General features: G+C 65.0%; 17 protein-coding genes and 1 tRNA gene. 11 read left to right on the plus strand and 7 right to left on the minus strand.

Annotated elements, in window-relative coordinates; translation table 11 throughout:
* Window positions 1-31 precede the first annotated feature (31 nt).
* Together PFX90_RS12090 and PFX90_RS12095 are read left to right on the plus strand one after the other, a co-directional pair.
* Window positions 32-631, plus strand: a complete 600-nt coding sequence (locus PFX90_RS12090) for a hypothetical protein (RefSeq protein WP_285712735.1) — start codon at window positions 32-34, stop codon at window positions 629-631.
* Window positions 631-1,458 carry a 3'-5' exonuclease family protein gene (locus tag PFX90_RS12095; protein ID WP_285712736.1) on the plus strand — a complete coding sequence of 276 codons (828 nt, stop codon included), beginning with the start codon at window positions 631-633 and terminating at the stop codon, window positions 1,456-1,458. Before PFX90_RS12090 ends, PFX90_RS12095 begins: the two co-directional genes overlap by 1 nt.
* A 212-nt stretch (window positions 1,459-1,670) precedes the next feature.
* Here the strand turns inward: PFX90_RS12095 and PFX90_RS12100 are convergent, their stop codons facing one another.
* Window positions 1,671-2,435, minus strand: a complete 765-nt coding sequence (locus tag PFX90_RS12100) for a hypothetical protein (RefSeq protein WP_285712738.1) — start codon at window positions 2,433-2,435, stop codon at window positions 1,671-1,673.
* 486 nt (window positions 2,436-2,921) lie between these two features.
* Here PFX90_RS12100 and PFX90_RS12105 point away from each other — a divergent pair, with 486 nt between their 5' ends.
* Window positions 2,922-3,614 (plus strand): hypothetical protein, encoded by a 693-nt coding sequence (locus tag PFX90_RS12105; RefSeq protein WP_285712739.1) that lies wholly within the window; start codon window positions 2,922-2,924, stop codon window positions 3,612-3,614.
* Between the two features lie 180 nt (window positions 3,615-3,794).
* Window positions 3,795-4,778 carry a DUF4268 domain-containing protein gene (locus PFX90_RS12110; RefSeq protein ID WP_285712740.1) on the plus strand — a complete coding sequence of 328 codons (984 nt, stop codon included), beginning with the start codon at window positions 3,795-3,797 and terminating at the stop codon, window positions 4,776-4,778.
* Window positions 4,779-4,781: 3 nt separating this feature from the next.
* Here the strand turns inward: PFX90_RS12110 and PFX90_RS12115 are convergent, their stop codons facing one another.
* From PFX90_RS12115 to panC, 4 genes are all read right to left on the minus strand, one after another.
* Window positions 4,782-7,307 carry a type I restriction endonuclease subunit R gene (locus PFX90_RS12115; protein ID WP_285712741.1) on the minus strand — a complete coding sequence of 842 codons (2,526 nt, stop codon included), beginning with the start codon at window positions 7,305-7,307 and terminating at the stop codon, window positions 4,782-4,784.
* Window positions 7,283-8,287: a DUF6538 domain-containing protein gene (locus tag PFX90_RS12120; RefSeq protein ID WP_285712742.1), complete on the minus strand. Its 1,005-nt coding sequence runs from the start codon at window positions 8,285-8,287 to the stop codon at window positions 7,283-7,285. The genes PFX90_RS12115 and PFX90_RS12120 overlap by 25 nt, the downstream gene beginning before the upstream one ends.
* Window positions 8,288-8,448: 161 nt before the next feature.
* Window positions 8,449-8,522: transfer RNA gene (locus PFX90_RS12125), tRNA-Gly, on the minus strand.
* 58 nt (window positions 8,523-8,580) lie between these two features.
* Window positions 8,581-9,447, minus strand: coding sequence for a pantoate--beta-alanine ligase (panC, locus tag PFX90_RS12130; protein WP_285712743.1), 867 nt, complete (start codon window positions 9,445-9,447; stop codon window positions 8,581-8,583).
* Window positions 9,448-9,530: 83 nt separating this feature from the next.
* Between panC and PFX90_RS12135 the strand changes: the two genes are divergently transcribed.
* From PFX90_RS12135 to PFX90_RS12165, 7 genes are all read left to right on the plus strand, one after another.
* On the plus strand, window positions 9,531-10,385 hold the full coding sequence (locus tag PFX90_RS12135; protein ID WP_285712744.1) for a division plane positioning ATPase MipZ: 855 nt from the start codon (window positions 9,531-9,533) through the stop codon (window positions 10,383-10,385).
* Window positions 10,382-10,681, plus strand: a complete 300-nt coding sequence (locus PFX90_RS12140; RefSeq protein ID WP_285712745.1) for a J domain-containing protein — start codon at window positions 10,382-10,384, stop codon at window positions 10,679-10,681. The genes PFX90_RS12135 and PFX90_RS12140 overlap by 4 nt, the downstream gene beginning before the upstream one ends.
* A gap of 179 nt (window positions 10,682-10,860) precedes the next feature.
* On the plus strand, window positions 10,861-12,276 hold the full coding sequence (gene pgmG, locus PFX90_RS12145; RefSeq protein ID WP_285712746.1) for a phosphoglucomutase/phosphomannomutase PgmG: 1,416 nt from the start codon (window positions 10,861-10,863) through the stop codon (window positions 12,274-12,276).
* Window positions 12,277-12,337: 61 nt separating this feature from the next.
* Window positions 12,338-14,041, plus strand: coding sequence for an Hsp70 family protein (locus PFX90_RS12150; protein WP_285712747.1), 1,704 nt, complete (start codon window positions 12,338-12,340; stop codon window positions 14,039-14,041).
* A 10-nt stretch (window positions 14,042-14,051) separates the two neighbouring features.
* Window positions 14,052-15,722, plus strand: a complete 1,671-nt coding sequence (locus PFX90_RS12155; protein ID WP_285712748.1) for a hypothetical protein — start codon at window positions 14,052-14,054, stop codon at window positions 15,720-15,722.
* 64 nt (window positions 15,723-15,786) lie between these two features.
* Complete coding sequence (locus tag PFX90_RS12160) at window positions 15,787-16,707, plus strand: DUF2059 domain-containing protein (protein ID WP_285712749.1); 921 nt, start codon at window positions 15,787-15,789, stop codon at window positions 16,705-16,707.
* A gap of 38 nt (window positions 16,708-16,745) precedes the next feature.
* Complete coding sequence (locus PFX90_RS12165; protein ID WP_285712750.1) at window positions 16,746-19,214, plus strand: ligase-associated DNA damage response DEXH box helicase; 2,469 nt, start codon at window positions 16,746-16,748, stop codon at window positions 19,212-19,214.
* 21 nt (window positions 19,215-19,235) lie between these two features.
* Here the strand turns inward: PFX90_RS12165 and PFX90_RS12170 are convergent, their stop codons facing one another.
* Together PFX90_RS12170 and PFX90_RS12175 are read right to left on the minus strand one after the other, a co-directional pair.
* Window positions 19,236-19,670, minus strand: coding sequence for an ExbD/TolR family protein (locus PFX90_RS12170; RefSeq protein WP_285712752.1), 435 nt, complete (start codon window positions 19,668-19,670; stop codon window positions 19,236-19,238).
* Between the two features lie 208 nt (window positions 19,671-19,878).
* Window positions 19,879-20,307, minus strand: a complete 429-nt coding sequence (locus tag PFX90_RS12175) for an ExbD/TolR family protein (RefSeq protein ID WP_285712753.1) — start codon at window positions 20,305-20,307, stop codon at window positions 19,879-19,881.
* Between the last annotated feature and the right edge of the window lie 13 nt (window positions 20,308-20,320).

Genomic DNA, 20,320 nt, shown 5'->3' on the forward strand with positions numbered 1-20,320 from the left:
GTGCCGCCGTTCTTGTATCTGGAGCATACCCATGAATACCTTCCATGCGCCACCAGCCGTCACCTGCGCGCTGTCCATCATCCGCGATTGCACCGAACTGGCTCCCGCCAGCCGGGCAGTGGCGGCCGGTGCCTTCGTCGTCACCGATGACGAGGAATCCACCACCTTCGACGTCCGCACGGCCGTCGTCCTGCCTGCGCTTTCGCGTCAGGCGGCGATCGAGCACATCGCCAAGCTGCTTCCCCTGGGCGCGCGGGTCATCATGCGGGCACCGCGACTGCCGCGCGGGCTCGTTCGCCATCTGTCGCGGGGGCGGCCCATGCCCGTGCCCACCGATGCCCAAATCTTGGCCACCATCAGGCCAGATGCCGAAGTGCGGCCTGTCATGGTGCCCGAGGAAGCGATGGCAGCGGTGGCAAGGCAATACGGCATCCGGCGCGCGGGAAGGGACGACACCACCGCGGAGAAGGCCCGTTGCTGCGAGGCGGAGGCGCAGGCTCTCTACCTCGTCCACCTTTTCTCGAGCCCAAACATGCACGAGCGCACCCGGCTCGCGGCAGCATATCAGGCGTGGTCCGCATTGCAGCGCGCACGCCCCCTCGGCGCATTTGGCCCCACGGAGATGTTCTGATGACCGACCACACTTCCGATACTCTGCCTGCCGAGCAGGATGCAGACCTCCGCCATCAGGCCAATGCGCTTGGCGAAGAAGCCGCAATCTTCCTCGCCCATCGAGCCTGTGCCAGTCCATGGCAGCGCGTGATCATCTGCGATTTCGAGTATCTCTACGATACCGACGCGTTCAAGCGCTATCAGGTCGCCGAAAGCGATCCCACGCAAGGCTTCGTTCGGTGGCCGTTCCATCGCATCGTCGCAGGCGCATGGTGCATGCTGACGATCTCGCCGGACATGGATCGACCTGTCGTCACCAACATCGAGGTGATCTCGAACCGCTCCGAAGCAGACATCATAGGGACCTTCTTCACGATGTGTGCAACATTCCAGGATGCCCGGCTCGTCAGCTGGGGCGGGGAATCCAAGGACTTCCTCTGCCTCAAGCGTGCTGCGATCGAGCGAGGGATGATCCTGCCGCCGCAGCTGCGCGATCCGGCACCGTTTGCGCGCATGCGTCTAGATTTGGCGAGCGCCGTGCGTTCGCTGGGCCATTACGTCCATCTGCCGGAGTTCTGCGAGGCTATCGGCGTTGTGTCGAAGCCCATGCCTTCCAAGGACATCTCGCTCGCGGTTCGGCACGGCGCATGGGACCATGTCGAGACGCAGGTGGTGGCCGACGTATGCACGATCGCGCAGGTAGCGTGGCGCTACTTCATCGCGACCGGATCAGCAGTTGGCTCGCCGGATGCCGGTGACGACGCGGTTGTCACCGCGCTCGCGGAACGGTTTCCGGCCAACGTCTGGCTATCGAAACTGGCGGGACCGAAGCAAATAGCGGCATGACCTGATGGACCCCGGCGCAGGTGTCGGGGTCCACACCCCTCGGATGGTGCGGAGAATCAGGCGGGTGGCAGCTTGCGCCACTTACGGCGGACTATTGCTGCGTCCGTGCCTGCAGTCAGGCCAGTTCTCGCGTGCGAGACTCCCTTTTTTTGCAGCTCCTCTCGCCACCGCTCCTGTCGCCGGGACGATAGTCCAAGGGTGGGCTGCCTTTTTCAGGCAGGCTCAGTTCCCTTGCCGTCTTCCAAAGCGTCGTGATCGAACGCCACATTATCCATGGGGAAGATCGCGTCGTCGTCGAAATTCTCCGCCATATCCTCGACCTCGCCGCCAGATAGCGTGACTCTGCCTGCGGACGTAAGGTCTGCGGCCGATCCATCTTTGGCCGCATCATTGCCTCGGTGTGACCCATCAGAAGAGCCGATCGTGGCTGCAGCTCGATCATTCTCCAGCTGCTCTACCAGCCGTTCGACCATCCTGCCCATTGCCTTGTTCGCCCTACGAGCCTCGTTCAGGGCGGCTTCGGCTTGAACCGCGCGTAACTCGAGCCTCAATTGCTCAACTTGGGCCGCATCTGCCGCGGCCTGCGCCTCTTTCCAGCGACCCTCGTTTTCTGCCGCGACGTCTTCGAGGTCGGTGACTCTCGCGTGAAGTGCCTTGATCTCTGCCCGTGATGTGTCACGCTCGAAACCGGCCTGCGCACGATCCGCATCGATTTGTCGGGCGACGATACTGTTGAGGACGGTCCGAACCGCGGCAAGGTCTTCGTCGGTGACGAACTCTTCGGCCTTGGGCTTCTCCAGCTCGGCAAAATACTTGTCCCGGTGCTTGAGCAGGGTTTCCAGGCTTCCTCTGTCTCCCACCTTAGATCGAATGAGGCGACCTGTTATCTCGCTCCTGGTCCTGCCTTCTGCCAGAGAGGTAACGACGGCTTCGACGACCTCTTGGTAGGTCACGGGCGTCTTCGGTTCGTCGGACATGATTGTACGCTCCTGTACGCCGTACAGGGTGTACGTACGGCGGATTGATACAGGCGCGGTCTGAGGTGATCGCGCCGCCCGGCGAATTTTCGCAAGGCGACATGCTTAATAGGACGGTAACCCCATTCCCTGCCAAGTGGCTGCGAGATGAAAAGAGACAATATTTGGCGCTGAACGGCAAAAAATCGCAATCCTGTGTCCTTTTGACTGAAGTTGTTTCAAATCGGGACAAAATCGACGGCGCCGGTCACGGACAATGGGCGTCCTGGTGCTTGATCAGGGTTTAACAACTTCTTCATGGTTGGCCCTCATTCTTAAGAACGAGCGTGTCCATATGTGCGGTATCGCCCGTGCATGTTATAGCCTTCTTGTGGGCGCTCCGGTCGTGAGTGGACGAGCCACGGATACGACATCCTGACAACCTGAAACGACAGAGACGGCGCCCGTTGCACGTCGAATCGTCGTCTCGACCACAAGAGGCTCACCATGACGAACATCGCCCCCTCCACTAGGCCAATGCGCCGCTCGAAAAAAATTCGGACATCGTGTCCGAAAAACTCCAGCCCGGCGCAATATCAGGTGGAAGCCAAAATCTCGGCCGACGTCCCCTCCTCTCCGGAAGTGCGCGAGCTCGAAGCGCGCTTTCGCGCAGGTGGGTTCAACGAGATGGCGGCGAAATACGCACGCAGATGCAAAGGCAATGCGGACGACCTTCTGAGCGCGGCAATGGTCCACGCACTTCGGCGGCCGCACTGGGATCTCGGGGTCGAGAAGCGCATAGAGGACATACTTTCCAGCCATGCCTACAGCATCAACCGCACGCGAAAGCGGATGGAAATCAAGGGCGTCAAACTTGTGGCGGACAACGACGGCGCGATGATCGAAAGGCACCGCCCGAGCCTACTCGACCCGGCTGCCGAGATTGAACGCGAACGTCGGCGGGCTGGTGCAATAAGAGTGCTGGATGTGATCGCTGGGGACGATCCCCAAATGCGCGCCCTGATCGATGGCATCTGCCAGCGCCAACGAGGGCGGATGCTATGCGGCATGCTGAAGATTACCGAACGCGAGCTTGCAACCCTGCGTCGCCGCCTAAAGCGCACCGCGCAGTCGACGTGCGGGCAGCTGTGCGTCGATGGGATAATTGACCCTGACATGCTTCAGGATTTCGCAGCATAGCGTCCTTCCCATAAACTTATCCCATCGGGTGCCTATGCGGGGCGCAAGGGCCGCTCCGTCAGTGCTATTGATGATGTTCGCCATTGAAATTCTTCCCAAATCTCCTTGGGGGTTGTGCGGGAGCAGTGCTATGCACGCTTGAAGCGATTACGAACGCGCGGGGGCAAAATGACGCCGAAATTGGGTAAGCTCGTTACGTTGAAGGCAACAGAGGTTTGGGGCAATGAACCTCAGGTCTTCACGCCGTGGCTGTCGCAAAATCTCGATTTGCTGGCGGAAGCACTTCAAATCGACGAGTTGGAGTTGAAGGGCACCGAAGTTGCCGCAGGCGACTTCCGCCTCGACATCTTGGCAGAAGATGCGGAAGGCCACCCCGTCCTGATCGAGAATCAGTTTGGCGCTACCGACCATCGGCACCTTGGCCAGCTCATCAGCTATGTCGCCAGCCAGTCAGGGCAGGCCACGGTGGTATGGGTCGCAGAACGCTTCAAGGACGACCACCGCGCCGCCATCGACTGGCTCAACGCCAGCACTATCGACGATTTCGCCTTTTTCGCCGTTGAGATTGAAGCCCTCCAGATTGGGGACAGCGACCCCGCGCCATTCTTCAATGTGGTTGCGAAGCCAAACGCATGGGCGCGTAGCGTTGGCGCTGTGACCCGGCAATCAGCCAGCGGTGAAGAACCAGACCGCCATCGCGTGCGGCTGGCATTCTGGACGGCATTTGCCGACTTCCTCAAACAGCGAAAGTCAGCATTCAGCATCCGCCGTCCCGGCAAGGATCACTGGCATTCGTTTTCCGCCGGGCGCGCGGGCGTCGTTATCAGCAACACCATCTACACGAAGAAGAAGCGCATCGGCGTGGAACTCTATTTCCACAATGACCCGCTCAAGGTCGGCATCCGCCAGCTTGCGGCAGAAAAGGCGGCAATCGAAGCCGAATTTGGCGAGCCGCTGGAATGGCAGGAACTCCCGACCAAGAAGGCGAGCCGCATTGCCATCTTCCGTGATGGGTTCGACCCGGCAGACGTGGCGACCTTCCCGCAGCAGCACGAATGGATGCTCGCCCGCATGGACGCATTCCGGCGGGTGTTTGGCCCCCGGATCAAAACGCTGGATTTGAACGGTGCCGTTGAGGCTGATGATGAGGCTGAGGACGCCTAAGCGTCACAAGGCCCAATCAACCGCAATCGTGTTGGCCTGTTCAAGCACAAGATCCACCGCCGCCTTCTGCAAATCCGGCGGATAGCCATAGCGGGCTAGCAGCTTGCGAACCTCGATCCGCATTTTTGCGCGGACGCTTTCCTTCTGCGTCCAGTCGACCGTCACGGTGCTGCGGATGGTTTTGACCAGCAGTTGGGCAAGGGTGCGGAGCGTTTCGCGCTCCATGAGTTCCCTTGCTGACCCGTTCTCAGCCAAGGCATCGTAGAAAGCCAGCTCCTCAGGGGCCATGCCCAACTCTTCGCCGCGTTTTGCCGAGGCGGACACGTCGCGCGCCAGAGAGATCAACTCATCAATGACCTGCAAGCTATCGACCGCCCGGTTGTGATAGCGGGTCAACACATCGTCCAGCCGCTCGCTCAGCTTGCGGGCTTCGACAATGTTCATCCGTTCGCGTGCCTTGATGTTGCCCTGCAAGAGCCGTCGCAGCGTTTCAACGGCAAGGTTCGGCTGCTTCGTCTGCCGCACCTCCAACAGGAAATCGTCGGACAGGATGGCAAGATCGGGCTGCTCCAACCCCGCGTCCTTGAACACGTCCAAGATGCCATCGGACATGACCGCCTGCGACATGAGCTGGCGGATTTCTTGCTCAATGGCTTGCTTGCCGCGTCCACCCCTGCCGGACGTGTATTTGATGAGGTTCGCCCGCAAGGCGACGATCAGCGCCACTTCCTGTCGGATAGCGGATGCGCGCTCATCCCCCGCCGCGATGGCGAAGGCCGCTTCGGCTTGCGTCGCTAGGTCGATGAACTCGGATCGACGGTCGCCCGACAGGATTTCTTCAAGGCATTGCTTGAGAATTGTCAGCCGGGCAGCCGGATCAGAGCCAAAGAACGCCTTCCAATTGACGTTGCCGAGCAAGGCAAGCGCCGACTCAACCTTGCTGAGAAGCTGCCGGACCGCCTCATCCATATTGAGGCTGACTTGCTCTTGGTCGCGGGCGCTATACTGGGCTAGCGCCGCCCGAAGCTCAGCGCCGATGCCGAGGTAATCGACGATAAGCCCGCCCGGCTTGGCACCGAACACGCGATTGACCCGCGCAATAGCCTGCATCAGGCCATGCCCACGCATCGGCTTGTCGATGTAGAGCGTGTGCAGCGAAGGCGCGTCAAAGCCCGTGAGCCACATGTCCCGCACAATCACGAGGTCAAACCCTGATGATGGGTTCTTGAAGCGGTCTGCCACTTCCTCAAGCCGCGATTTGGTGCGGATATGCGGCTGCATCGCCTGTGGGTCAGAATTGTTGCCGGTGATGACGACCTTCATCATGCCGTCGTTGTCGTCCGAAGGGTCAGCCCCAACCCATTCCGGGCGCAATCGGGCAATCTCATCGTAGAGGGCGACTGCGACTTGGCGGCTGATGGCAACGATCATGCCCTTGCCGCCGCCCATCGCCACTTTGCGTTCTTCGAAGTGCGCGACGATGTCCGCCGCGACCGTCGCGATGCGTTCCGGTGAGCCGACGATTTCCTCAAACCGGCTGAACTTCGCCTTCAACTGTTCGGCGGCGCGCACGTCGCTGCCCTCGGTCAACTCCTCGGCAAGAGCGTCCAGCTCTTCCCGTTGCTCGGCATCCAGTCGCAGTCTCAGCTTGGCCAGCCGGGCAGAATAGTGGATCGGCACCGTTGCCTTGTCGATGACCGATTGGGTCATATCGTAGGTGTCGATCACATGGCCAAACACCGCCGCCGTGCTGCGATCCTTTTCGTCAATCGGCGTGCCGGTGAAGCCGATGAAGGTCGCGTTGGGCAGGGCTTGGCGGAGATATTCGGCAAAGCCGACTTCCTCCCGCACTTCGTCGCCGCGTGTCACGAACCGACGGTTGAGGCCATATTGCGAACGGTGCGCTTCATCGGCGATCACGATCACGTTGCTGCGGTCGGTCAGCAACGGATGCTCGCCCTCATCGCCGCGAAACCGCTGAATGGTGGTGAACACCAGCCCGCCAATATCGACCTTGAGCAGTTCCCGCACTGCCGCCACGGTTTCCGCGTTGCGCGGCTCGCCCCGAATGGCGCTGCCGTGGGCGGCGAAGGTCTTAAAGAGCTGATCGTCTAGATCATTGCGGTCCGTCACCACAACAATCGTTGGGTTCTTGAGCTTCTTCGCCAGTTGGAGCTGGCGGACATAGAACAGCATGGTCAGCGATTTGCCGGACCCTTGCGTGTGCCAGACCACGCCGCCCTTGCGATGCCCGCCTTCGCCCGCTGCCTTGACCGTCGATGCCAGCGCCCTCCGCACCGCGTGGAACTGGTGATAGCCCGCCAGTTTCTTCGATTTGACCACGCCATCGGCCATTTCAAAGGCGGTGTAGTCGAAGGCCAGGTCCAGCAGCCGCGCCGGGTCGAACGCGCCCTTGATGAGCACTTCCAGCTCCGCCCGGCCAAAATCGTCATGCTTTTCGCCATCGATGGTCCGCCACGGCTGGAAGCGGTCCAACCCTGCCGTCAGCGATCCGATGCGCGCTTCCATCCCGTCGCTGATGACCAGCGCGGCGTTGAAGCGGAACAGCTCAGCGCCATGCGCCGGGAAAACACTCTTATGTCTTCGGGCTCGTAGTCTGACATCGCCTTGTCGCCGGTAAGCCAGGCGAACGTTTCGAACATGTGCTTCGTGCGATTGCCATCAGGCTGCCACTCGTTGTCAGCGAAAACCTTTTCGACCAGTTCGTCGATCTGCTGACTGAAGCGAACATCGGTGATGCGCGCGAAGAAGCGGTTGCCGCTTTCGACCGTCGGAGCGCCATTGCCTGTGGTGGCGGCGTGGGGGCGCCGTGCTTCGAGAACGAGGGCATCGTTCAGCAGCGCTGAGATCGGGTCGCCGGCAGCTTCAATCAACGGGTGCTGGCTCAGCTCTGCCCGCTGGTGCGCTTCGACATACCCACGGAGCAGATGCGCTCGTGCATCTCTGATGGTGACCTCATTTGCCGGAGCGGCGATCGCGTCCAACGCCGCCGCTGCCTCGTCGGGCGTGACAGTCTTTGGCGAGACCATAAGTCTCAGGACCTTGTCGAGCAGCAATTTCTCAGACGCGGACCAGGTTTCAGGGACAACCTTATCGACGACCGCCTGATCAAGGTCTGCTGCGTCGACGGGCATACGCATTACGATGCGATAGGCCACCGCCATCATTTTGTGGAGCAAGGGGTGCGGCTCCTCGCTGCCAATCGGCGCCGTAATGTGCGCCGTCGCGCGCGCAAGCTCGTCCTTCAGCCCCTGGCGGAAGAGGGACTCCTGCTCATCAAGCGTAAGCGATCTTCGTCCGCCCAAAATTTCCATACTCATATCAACTTCGTCCCATTTCACGGCGAGCCGCCGGGCAAGGCACCGCGCCTTGCATGGGTCAGCTGTGCCCAGAGAAATGCTTATAGGACGGGCACATGCCGGATGCCCAATTCGGCGGCGAAAATGATATCGCGCGCCCTTGCGGACGAGATAGCTTTGCTGGCGCATCGATTTAGCGCCCCTTCCCGGCGAACGCGTTCGCCGAACGAGATGGGCCCAGCGCAGAGCGGTCAGAACCGGCCCTGTGAGATGCTATGTGAGAAGCTATGGGGGAATTGGTGCGCATGCCGCCTCCGGAGTGGCGGTTTTCTGCGGCTTTTCGGGAATTATGGAGCGGGTAGCGGGAATCGAACCCGCATAGCCAGCTTGGAAGGCTGGAGCTTTACCACTAAGCTATACCCGCTCACGGCACGGCAGCGCCCATGCCATTGATCGCGCGCCGGCGTCAATCACCTGCGGGCTCAAGCGGCAGGATTGATTGCCATGTTGTCGATCAGCCGCGTCTTGCCGATCCGGGCAGCGACGAGGATCCGCGCCGGGCGGTCCGCCAGAGCCTCTATCGGCGCAAGGGTTTCGGCATCGACCACGTCGATGTAGTCGATACGAAAGCCGGCAAGCTGCAGCTCGTCTTCTACCACCGCCTTGGCCAGCCACACGGATTGAAGCCCGCTGGTGATCGTTTCCGCAGCATCCGCCAGCGCCTGCGGCAGGATTGCCGCTGCGGCGCGCTGTTCGGGGGAGAGGTAGCGGTTGCGGCTGCTCATGGCGAGCCCGTCCGCCTCGCGCACGGTCGGCACGCCGATGATCGCGTCGACATGCGGCCGGGTCAGATCGAGATCGCGCGCCATCGTCCGGATCACGGCAAGCTGCTGGAAATCCTTCTCGCCGAAGAAGGCCATGTCGGGCTGCACCTGATTGAACAGCTTGCACACCACCGTCGCCACGCCGTCGAAGTGCCCGGGGCGGGCCGCGCCGCACAGGCCGTCGCTCACCCCGGCGACGCTGACATTGGTCGCGAACCCATCGGGATACATCGCCGCCGCATCGGGCGCCCACAGCAGCGCGACGCCCTCGGCCTCGAGCAACGCGGCATCCTCGGCAAGCTGGCGGGGATAGGCATCGAGATCCTCGCCCACGCCGAACTGCTTCGGATTGACGAAGATCGAGGCGACCACGTGATCGGCCTCGGCCCGGGCGCGGCGCACCAGCGTGAGGTGGCCCTCGTGCAGCGCGCCCATCGTCGGCACCAGCGCGATCCTTGCCCCCGAATTGCCACGCAGCTGTGCCAAAGCGGTTCTCAACATTTGCAGTGTCTTGACCGTTTGCACCGTCAGGCCTCCAAGGATACACGAAAACCCGCCCTAGCGGCCCGACCTGTTCCATTTCAAGCCACTCCGCCGAGAGACCCCAGATGCCCGCCGCCGCCCCTTCCGAACCCGCTGCGATCCGGGCCTTGCGCAAGGGGCAGGCGCACCGGATCGTCTTCGCCAACGAAAAGGGCGGGACGGGCAAGTCGACCACGGCGGTTCATGTGGCGGTGGCTTTGTCTTATCTCGGCGCGCGCGTCGCCTCGATCGACCTCGATCCGCGCCAGCGCACCATGCACCGCTATATCGAGAACCGGCTCGCCACGCTCGAAAAGCGCGGGCTCACCCTGCCGACGCCCTATTGCGAGGTGTTCCGGGGGGAGCATACCGGCGATCTGATCGGCATGATCCGGCGGCTCGAGGCAAGCTGCGACTTCCTCATCATCGACAACCCGGGGCGCGACGATCCCTTCGCGCGCATCGCGGTCGAACATGCCGATACGCTGGTCACGCCGATGAACGACAGCTTCGTCGATTTCGACCTCATCGGTCAGGTCGATGCCGAGACCTTCAAGGTCAAGAAGCTGTCCTTCTTCGCCGAACTGATCTGGGAGGCGCGGATGAAGCGCAGCCGGATGACGATCGAGCAGCAGCGGCCAGAAATGGACTGGCTCGTGGTGCGCAACCGCACGGGCCACGTCGAGGCGCGCAACCAGGCGCGCCTGCACAAGGCGCTGGGGGAGATGGCCAAGCGGGTCGGCTTCCGGGTGACGCAGGGCCTGTCGGAGCGCGTGATCTATCGCGAGCTGTTCCCCTCGGGCCTCACCCTGCTCGACAAGGGGCACCTCGGCGAGCTCGGCACCAGCCACCTCGTCGCGCGGCAGGAGCTGCGCGCGCTGGTCAAGGCGCTGCGCCTGCCCGAATTCAGCCGCGAGCAGGGCACGCTGGAGCTGGCATGAAATATCTTCTGATCCTTGCCGTCGCCTGCATCTTCTGTCGCTGGGCGATCGGCAAGTGGCCGTGGGAGCTGCTGCGAAGCGCGCCCACGCGCAGCCAGGCCGTGTTCCGCGCGCGCAAGCTGCTCGGGGTCGAGGCCGGGGCAGGGCGCGAGGAGATCATCGCCGCGCATCGCCGCCTGACCACGCTGGTCCACCCCGACAAGGGCGGCACCACGGCCGCGATGCAGGAAGCCAATGCCGCGCGCGACCTGCTGCTGGACGACCTGCCGCATCCCTCGGACGGTTCGCTGCCCTGAATTGGCTCCGTGCGCATCGCGGGATTGACACAATGGTGCGGCACGGGTTTGCCTGAAATCGAAGGTGGTGGGGAATGCACGGTCCGGCCGATCCGTTAAACGGATGGCGCCTGCAACTCTGCCAGCGACCTTTTGCCCCCAACACCGCTGTTCCCGGCGGCAAGGAGACCCTCTCGGCCATGAAGCACCAGTTCCACCCCACTGTCCTGCGCGAATACGACATCCGCGGGGTGATCGGCGAGACGTTAGGCGCGGATGACGCGCGGGCGATCGGCCGGGCCTTCGGCACGCTGCTGCGCGAGGCGGGGGGCAGGGCCGTGGCGGTGGGCTATGACGGGCGGGTCAGCTCGCCGATGCTCGAGCACTCGCTGGTCGAAGGGCTGACCACGAGCGGCTGCGATGTGGTGCGGATCGGGCTCGGCGCGACGCCGATGCTCTACTACGCGCAGGCCTCAGATGAACAGGTGGATGGCGGCATTCAGATAACTGGCAGCCACAATCCCCCCAATTACAATGGCTTCAAGATGGTATTTCTCGGGCGCCCGTTCTTCGGCGCCGATATCCAGAAGCTCGGGAAACTGGCAGCAGACGGGGCGTTCGCCAGCGGCACCGGCGGCGTGACCACGCGCGACATCCTTGGCGAGTATGTCGAGCGCCTGCTCGAGGGCCTCGCCGGTATCGAACCGGCCAAGCTCGAAACCCTGCGCGTCGGCTGGGATGCCGGCAACGGCGCCGCCGGCCCCGCGCTCGAAGCGCTGGCCGCCCGGCTGCCGGGGGAACACCACTTGCTCTTTACCGAAGTTGATGGACATTTTCCCAACCACCATCCTGATCCGACTGTGGAAGTTAACCTTGCCGATTTGCGCGCGCTCGTCGCGGCAAAGAACCTCGATTTCGGAGTGGCTTTCGACGGGGACGGGGACCGGATCGGCGCGATCGACGGCACCGGCCGGGTGATCTGGGGCGATCAGCTGCTGATGATCTATGCCGAGGATCTGCTCAAGAACCGCCCGAATTCGACCATTATCGCCGATGTGAAGGCCAGCCGCGCGCTGTTCGACCGGGTGGCGGAGCTCGGCGGGGAGCCGCTGATGTGGAAGACCGGCCACTCGCTGATCAAGTCCAAAATGAAGGAGACTGGCGCGCCGCTGGCGGGCGAGATGAGCGGCCATGTGTTCTTCGCGGACGAGTATTACGGCTTCGACGACGCGCTTTACGCCGGGGTACGGCTGCTGGCGGCGGCGGCGCGACTCGGCAAGAGCGTCACCGAACTGCGCTCCGCCATGCCGCCGATGCTCAATACCCCCGAGCTTCGCTTCCAGGTCGACGAGACCCGCAAGTTCGCCGCCATGGCCGAAATCGCCGAAAGGCTCGCCACCAGCCCCGGCCCCGAGGTCGAGAGCGTCAACGCGACCGACGGCGTGCGGGTCAACACCGCCGACGGCTGGTGGCTGCTGCGCGCCTCGAACACGCAGGACGTGCTGGTCGCGCGCGCGGAGAGCGAAACGCAAGAGGGCCTCGATCGCCTGCTCGCGCAGATCGACGCGCAGCTGGCCGCATCGGGCCTCGAACGTGGCGAGAGCGTCGGGCACTGATCCCGCCAATCTGCCCGCAATTCCAATTGCCTGACACGCGGCCCGCGCTATGACGGCAGGCATGCTCGTCGGGATCGATCTTGGCACCACCAACAGTGCCGTCGCACTGTGGCGCGATGGCGCGCCGCAGCTTGTGCCCAATGCCCTGGGGCGCGAGCTGACCCCTTCGGCGGTCAGCCTCGCCAAGGGCGGGGAGACCTGGGTGGGGCAGGCCGCGCTCGACCGGATGGCGACCAACCCGGCCGACACCGTCACCAGCTTCAAGCGGATGATGGGCACGGCCTCTACCGTCACGCTGGCAGGCACGACGCTGACGCCCGAGGACCTCTCGGCGATGGTGCTGCGCAGCCTTGCCGACGATGTCGAGGCCGCGACCGGCACGCGGCCGACCGAGGCGGTCATCACGGTTCCGGCCTATTTCAACGAACGCCAGCGCCGCGCCACGCGCCGCGCGGGGGAGATCGCGGGGCTCGAAGTGCGCCGCTTGATCAACGAGCCGACCGCCGCCGCGCTCGCCTTTGGCCTCGCCGACAAGGGCGACCGCGAGCCGTTCCTCGTCTTCGACCTCGGCGGGGGCACCTTCGACGTCTCGATCGTCGAGATGTTCGAAGGCATCGTCGAGGTGCGCGCTTCGGCGGGGGACAACCGGCTGGGCGGCGATGATTTCGACGAGGTGCTGGTCAGGTTGGTCGAGCCGCTGCTGCCTGCCGATGCGCTCGCGCGCCTGCCCGCAGACCGCCGCCGCGCGCTGCTCAGCCTTGCGGCCGAACGCACCCGCCGCGCGCTCACCACCTCGGAGGAAGCCGATTTCACCGTGGTCGCGGACGACACTCCGCTCACCGCGCGCGTCACCGCCGAGGGTTTCGAGGAGGCGGCAAGCGGCCTGCTCAAGCGCCTGCGCGAGCCGGTCATCCGGGCGCTGCGCGACAGCCATATCGATGTGAAGAGCCTGTCCGACATCGTGCTGGTCGGCGGGGCGACCCGGATGCCGGTGGTGAGGAAGGCGCTGACCCGGATGTTCGGGCGCTTCCCCAATTCGACCGTCCACCCCGATCACGCCGTGGCGCTGGGCGCGGCGATCCAGGCCGGGCTTTTGTCGGGCGGCGACGGCCTAGAGGAAATCCGCATCACCGACGTCGCGCCCTTCACGCTCGGCGTCAGCACCGCGACCCGCGACGCGCATGGGCGCTTCCACGACGACATCTTCGCGCCGATCATCGAGCGCAACACGCCCGTGCCGGTCAGCCGGATGGAGCGCTTCGTCACGCTTGGCGACAACCAGCGACAGGTGACCTTCGCGATCTATCAGGGCGAGGCGCGCGACGTGAAGAAGAACGTCAAGCTCGGCGAGCTGACCGTTCCCGTCCCCCCCAAGCCTGCGGGCGAGGTGGGGGTGGAGGTGCGCTTCACCTACGACACCAGCGGGCTGCTCGATGTCGATGTCAACGTGCCGCTGACGGGCCTCACGCGCAATCTGGTGATCGTCGACGAGGATGACCGGCGCAGCAAGAAGGACATCGCCGAAAGCCGCAAGCGGTTGGAAAAGCTGAAGGTCCACCCGCGCGACGAGGCCGAGAACGTCGCCCTGCTGGCGCGCGCCGAGCGGGCCTATGAAGGCTTCACCGGCCCTATGCGCGACATCATCGGGCAGGGGCTGACCGAGTTCCAGGGCGCGCTCGACAAGCAGGACCCGCGCATCATCGCCGATGCGCGCGAAGGGCTGACCCGGCTGCTCGACGAGATCGACACGCAATCCCCGCTGTGACCGCTTGCCGATGATCCGCCGCGCCTTTCCCTGGAGCCGTCTCGGGATCGACCCGACCAGCGACAAGGCCGCGATCCGCAAGGCCTATGCCGACGTGCTGCGCTCGATCAATCCGGACGAGGACATCGCCGGCTTCGCCGACCTGCGCCGCGCGCGCGATCAGGCCCTCAGGGAGGCGGTGTGGCTGGCCGAGCGGGAGGCGGCCGGGGACGACGATACCGGGGACGAGGATGAGGACGAGGGTGAACTCTACGGCCTCGGCGCGCTCGACGGCGATGATGATGGCGACCCCGATTGGGGCGGGTCCGACTGGGGCGAGGATGCCGATGGGGGCGGGTGGGACATCGCCCCCGCCTTCACCCCCGGCGAAATGCGCGCGCCCGAGCCCCAGCTCACCGAGGCCCAGCAGCGCGCGCAGGCGGCGTGGGAGCAGCTGCTCCAGATCCTCTATCCCGGCGGCCAGCCGAGCGACAACGCCGTCACCCACAGCGAGTTCGAGATCGGGCTCGCCGCGCTCGATGTTCTGCTTGCCCGCGCCGAGGAAGCCGATCTCGAGGAGCACGAGGCATTGGACGGCGCGCTCGCCGATCTCTTTGCGCGCACCTGGCCGCGTTCGGCGCCCTTCGTCGAGCCCGCCAACGTCGCCTTCGGCTGGCTCGATGAAGCCGGTGTGCTCGAGGAACGCGCTGCGCTGCGCTTCCTCAACCAGCGCATCAAGGGGATGCGGTTCCATGACAAGGTGCAGCAGCCCGAACACCCGCTCCACAAGGCGTGGGTCGAGCTGTCGCGGCCGGGCCGCGCCGGGGTGCTCGACCGGCTGCGCGTCAACCGGCTCGATGTCCACAAGCTGCTCGTCGGGATGCGCGAACGCTATCCCGAGCTGGAGAGCTACTTCGATCCCGAGCGCGTCGCCTCGTGGGAAGGCGCGGGCGCGGCGAGCGCCGAGGGCGTGTCGAACGCGGGCCGCGGCTTTGCCGGGGCGGTGCTGTTCGTGGTGCTGTTCTTCGCGCTGATCCGGGCGATCGGGGCGCTGAGCGGGGTGGGGGGCGACACTCCAGCCGACAATGTTCCGCCGCCCCCTTCCCAATTGCTTGAGCCCACCGCTGCCGAGACCGACGCGCAAGTCGCCCAAGTGTTCGGCCCCGGTACGGACATGGTCGGCGTTCGCGAAATCGATCCGGTGTTTGCGGACCAGCTTTCGCTCAATATCAGGTATAGCAAGGTGAACGGCGGTCTCCTTGCGTTTGTTCGCAATAGGGCAGTGCAGGCAGGCGATGCCGCCAAGTTCGAGGAGCTGGTTGCGCTGGGCGAACTTAAGCGCATCTGGCTGCGCGCCGCGCTCGACAACCCGGCGCAGTGCAAGAACGTGATGGCGGGCGATTTCCGCTCGCTCCCGCTGGCGCTCGGCAAGGCCGAGACCGCGCGCGAGCAGGAGCTGCTGCGGCGGCTGCTCGATGCCAAGCTGCTGGGCAATCGCATCACCAAGCCCGCCACCACCTTCAGCATTCCCGGCTGGGCGATCGACAAGATGCTGAAGAAGAGCGGGCTCGACATCGACGAGCTGACCCTCGCGCTCAAGAGCCCCGAACATCCCAAGCGCTGCCTCGTCAGCCTGACGCTGGCCGAGGTGGTCCTGGCCGAGCCCGGACGGGTCTCGATCGATTTGCTGCGCGCGCTTTAGCGGGGGGGCTTTCTCGGCGGCCCTCTGTGCGGCACAATGGCGGCCTTTCCCGGGGAGCATCACCATGATTCGCAAGAATATCCTTGGCCTTGCCGCGAGCCTCGCCGCGCTTGGCTTTGCCGCGCCGCCGCTTGCCGCACAGGAGCACCCCGAAGCAGAAAAGACCGCCGACGCCGACAATCGCAAGGAGGAGTTCCAGTTCCTCACCGAGGATGAAGAGGCGCAGCAGCAGCTCGAGCAGGAACTGGCCGAAGCCTTCGCGATCTTCGGCGAGCTGTTCAAGGCCGATCCGCTCACCCCCGAGCAGGAGGCCCTGCTCCCGCTCGCCACGCAGATGGCGGGGCACGTCATGCCCGAGGGTAGCTTCCGCACCGCGATGGACGGGATGACGGGGCCGATGATGGACGCGATGCTCGGCGATCCCGAGAGCAGCCCGCGCGTGCGCCTTGCCGAGATCAGCGGGGTCGAGGCGGAAGAACTCGAACGCCTCTCCGACGAGGACGCGCAGGAGGCGCTCGACATCTTCGATCCGCAATATGCCGCGCGCACCGAGCGCACGTCGAAGGCCTTCACCGGGCTGATGGGCAAGCTGATGACCGCGATCGAGCCATCCTATCGCGAGGGCCTCGCCCGCGCCTTCGCGCACCGTTTCGACGAGGCTGAGATGCGCGAGCTGCTGGCCTTCTTCGCCACCCCGCTCGGCGCCAAGTTCGCGGCGCAGAGCTTCCTCGTCCAATATGATCCGCAGATCATGGGCTTCATGGAGGCGCTGGGGCCGGCGACCGCGAAGCTCGTGCCCGAGATTACCGAGGAATTCGCCGCAATCGAGGCCGAGTTCGGAGGCAGCCGCGACTTCTCGCAGCTGAGCGCCGCCGAACGCCGCCGCGCCGCGCGGCTGATCGGCAAGTCCGAGCGCGAACTCGACGCACTGGTGCCCGACGTCACCGAGGAAAGCGAAGGCGAGGGCGAAGACCCCGTGATCTGAGCCTTCGCGGCCTTGCGCGGGGCACCGGCGCGGGCCACATGGCGAGGGTGACCCCCGCGCCCCCGACCCTCCCTCCCGCCATCGCCGCGTGGTTCGACGCGCGCGGCTGGCGGGTGCGGCGGCACCAGTGGGAGATGCTGGAGAAGGCCCGCGCGAGGGAGCACGCTCTGCTGGTGGCCGACACGGGCGCGGGCAAGACGCTGGCGGGGTTTCTGCCGACCTTGTGCGACTTTGCGGGCGATGCGCTGCCGCCTGACGGCCTCCACACCCTCTACGTCTCGCCATTGAAGGCGCTGGCGCAGGACGTGAAGCGCAACCTGCTCACCCCGATCGAGGAAATCGGCCTGCCCATCCGCGTGGAGACGCGCAGCGGCGACACGCCCGCCGACCGCAAGAAGCGCCAGCGCGAGCGCCCGCCGCACATCCTGCTGACCACGCCCGAGAGCCTCTCGCTGCTGCTCTCCTACCCCGAAAGCGCCGAACTGTTCGCGGGGCTCAGGCGCATCGTGATCGACGAGGTCCACGCCTTCGCCACCGACAAGCGGGGCGACCTGCTGGCGCTGAGCCTCGCGCGGCTCCACGCGCTCGCGCCGGGAGCGCAGCGGGTGGCGCTGTCAGCCACCTTGGCGAACCCCCGCGACTTTCAGGAATGGCTCGCGCCCCAATCCGGTGAGGACGGCGAAATCGCCGCCGCCGCGCTGGTGCTGGGCGAGGAGGGCGCGGAGCCCGAGGTCGAGATCCTGCTCCCGCAGGAGGAACGCGTCCCATGGGGCGGGCACGCCGGGCGCTGGGCCGTCCCGCAGCTCTACGCGGCGATCAAGGCCAATCGCACCACACTGGTCTTCACCAACACGCGCTTCCTGGCCGAGTTCATCTTCCAGTGCCTGTGGGAGGCGAACGAGGATCACCTGCCCATCGGCATCCACCACGGCTCGCTCAGCACCGAGGCGCGGCGCAAGGTCGAGGAGGCGATGGCGCGCGGCGACTTGCGCGCGCTGGTGTGCACCGCCAGCCTCGATCTCGGGATCGACTGGGGCGACATCGATCTTGTGGTGCAGATGGGAGCGCCCAAGGGCTCCTCGCGACTGCTGCAACGCATCGGGCGCGCAGGGCATAGGCTCGATGTGCCGAGCCGCGCGGTGCTGGTGCCGGGCAACCGCTTCGAATTTCTCGAAGCCATGGCCGCCAAGGAGGCGGTCGACGAGGGCCAGCGCGATGGCGAGGCCTTCCGCCCGGGCAGCCTCGACGTGCTCGCCCAGCACTTGATGGCCTGCGCGTGCGCGGGGCCATTCCACGAGGATGCGCTGCTGGCCGAGGTGCGGAGCGCGCTCGCCTATAGCTGGGTCGACGCCGAGACCTTCCAGAGGGTGCTGGGGTTCGTCTCCAACGGCGGCTATGCCCTGCGCGCCTATGACCGCTTCCAGCGGATCGTGCGCGGGCGTGACGGGGTGTGGCGGCTCGCCCACCCCAATCAGGCGCAGCGGCACCGGATGAATGCGGGCATCATCGTTGACAGCGAGATGCTGACGGTCAGGTTCAAGAACGGCCGCAGCCTCGGCAAGGTCGAGGAGCGTTTCGCCGCGCAGCTCTCGCCCGGCGACACCTTCTTCTTCGCCGGCATGAGCCTCGAGGTCGAGGGCGTAAAGGACATGGACGTCACCGTCCGCGCCGCGAAGAAGTCCGCTACGATCCCGAGCTATGGCGGCCTTCGCCTGCCCCTGACGACGCACCTCTCCACCCGCGTGCAGGCGCTGCTCTCCGACCGCGCGGGCTGGGGGCGCTTTCCCGACGATGTGCGCGAATGGCTTGAGATGCAGGACTACCGCTCGCGCCTGCCCGCGCCGGGCGAACTGCTGGTCGAGAGCTTTCCCCACGGCGGCAAGCACTACACCGCCTATTACACCTTCGAGGGCTGGAACGCGAACCAGTCGCTGGGGATGCTGATCACCCGGCGGATGGAGGATCGTGGGTTGCTCCCCGGCGGCTTCGTGGCGAATGACTATTGCCTTGCGGTGTGGGGGCTGAAGCCCGTCACCGACCCCGCGCCCTTGCTCTCGCCCGATATCCTCACCGGCGAATTCGTCGAATGGGTCACCGAAAGCCACCTCCTGCGTCGCGCCTTCCGCGAGGTCGCGGTGATCTCCGGCCTCGTCGAGCGCCAGCACCCGGGGCAGAAGAAGACCGGCAAGCAGGTCACCTTCTCGACCGACCTGATCTACGACGTGCTCAGAAAATACGAGCCCGATCACGTGCTGATCGAGGCCGCCTGGGCCGACGCGCGGTCGCGGATGACGGATGTGGGCCGCCTCGCCGACCTGCTGGAGCGCTCCGAGCGCGAGCTGGTCCATGTCGAGCTGGACCGCGTCTCCCCGCTCGCGGTGCCGGTGATGACCATGATCGGCCGCGAGGCGGTGCCGCAGGGGGCGGTGGACGACGAACTGCTGCTCGAAGCCGAGGGCCTGATTGCCGCCGCGATGCGGCCCGACGCGCCGCCGGAGGGGGACTGATCCGTCCCCTCCGGCAGGCGCTCAGGGGAAGTCCCGATACTTCTCGTTGCCCGAGAAGATGAAGCTGTCAGCTCCCTCCTCGCGGATCAGGGCGAGGGTGCGGGCGGATTTGTCGTAGCTCGCCTGCGCATCGGGTTCGAAGCGCAGCACGGGCTGGACGGGCAGGTCGCTCGCAGCGGCGAGCTGGGCGCGCAACTCGCTCGTGGTGACGACATGGCCGTTCCACGCGAGGCGGTCGGCGGCGTCGATGGTGAGGATGTTCGTCTCCAGCACGGGATGCTTGGGCTGGCCATCGGACGGCAGATCTACTGGCGTGATGTTCGCTGCCATCGGGATCGCGAGGATCAGCATGATCAGCAGCACGAGCAGCACATCGATGAAGGGGGTGACGTTCATCGACGACATCGGCTGAGGGCGGGGGACGGTGAGACTGGGGCGCTTCAGGGTATGCGGCATGGCTCTCTCCTCGTTTGGCAGAGCGGCCCCGGGCGGGATCGACGCCGCGCTGACAGCAGGAGAATATCGCAAAAAGAAGAGGTTGCCTAACGCGTACCGGTATGGGGCCTGCAACCGATCGGCCTGCGGGCACGAAAAAGGGCGCCGCGATTGCTCGCAGCGCCCCTTTCTTGCCGGTGTTCGCGTCACGCCCTGAGGCGTGGGCGGATCACTTGCCGAATTCGCGATACTTGTCGTTGCCGACGAAGCCGAACTTGGTGACGCCCGACGACTTGATCGTCTGCAGCACCTTGGCCGACAGGTCGTAGCTCGCCTGCGCCTCGGGCTCGAACTGGAGCTCGGGCTCGGGGTTCATCTGCGTCGACTGCTGCAGCGCCGCGACGAGCTGGCCCTGGTCGATCGGCGTGCCGTTCCACAGGATCTGGTCGGCGGGCGTGAGGACGAGCTTGTTCTTGGTCGGCTCGACCAGCGGCGGGGGGTTGTTGTTGGGCTGCGGCAGGTCGATGTCGACCGAGTGCGTGGCCACCGGGATGGTGATGATGAACATGATCAGCAGAACGAGCAGAACGTCGATCAGCGGAGTCATGTTCATGTCCATCATCGGCTCGCCGTCAAGCTTGCCTCCAGACATACCCATGGTGTGTTCTCCT

It is taken from the genome of Erythrobacter oryzae (assembly GCF_030271515.1).
GTDB classification, from domain to species: domain Bacteria; phylum Pseudomonadota; class Alphaproteobacteria; order Sphingomonadales; family Sphingomonadaceae; genus Erythrobacter; species Erythrobacter oryzae.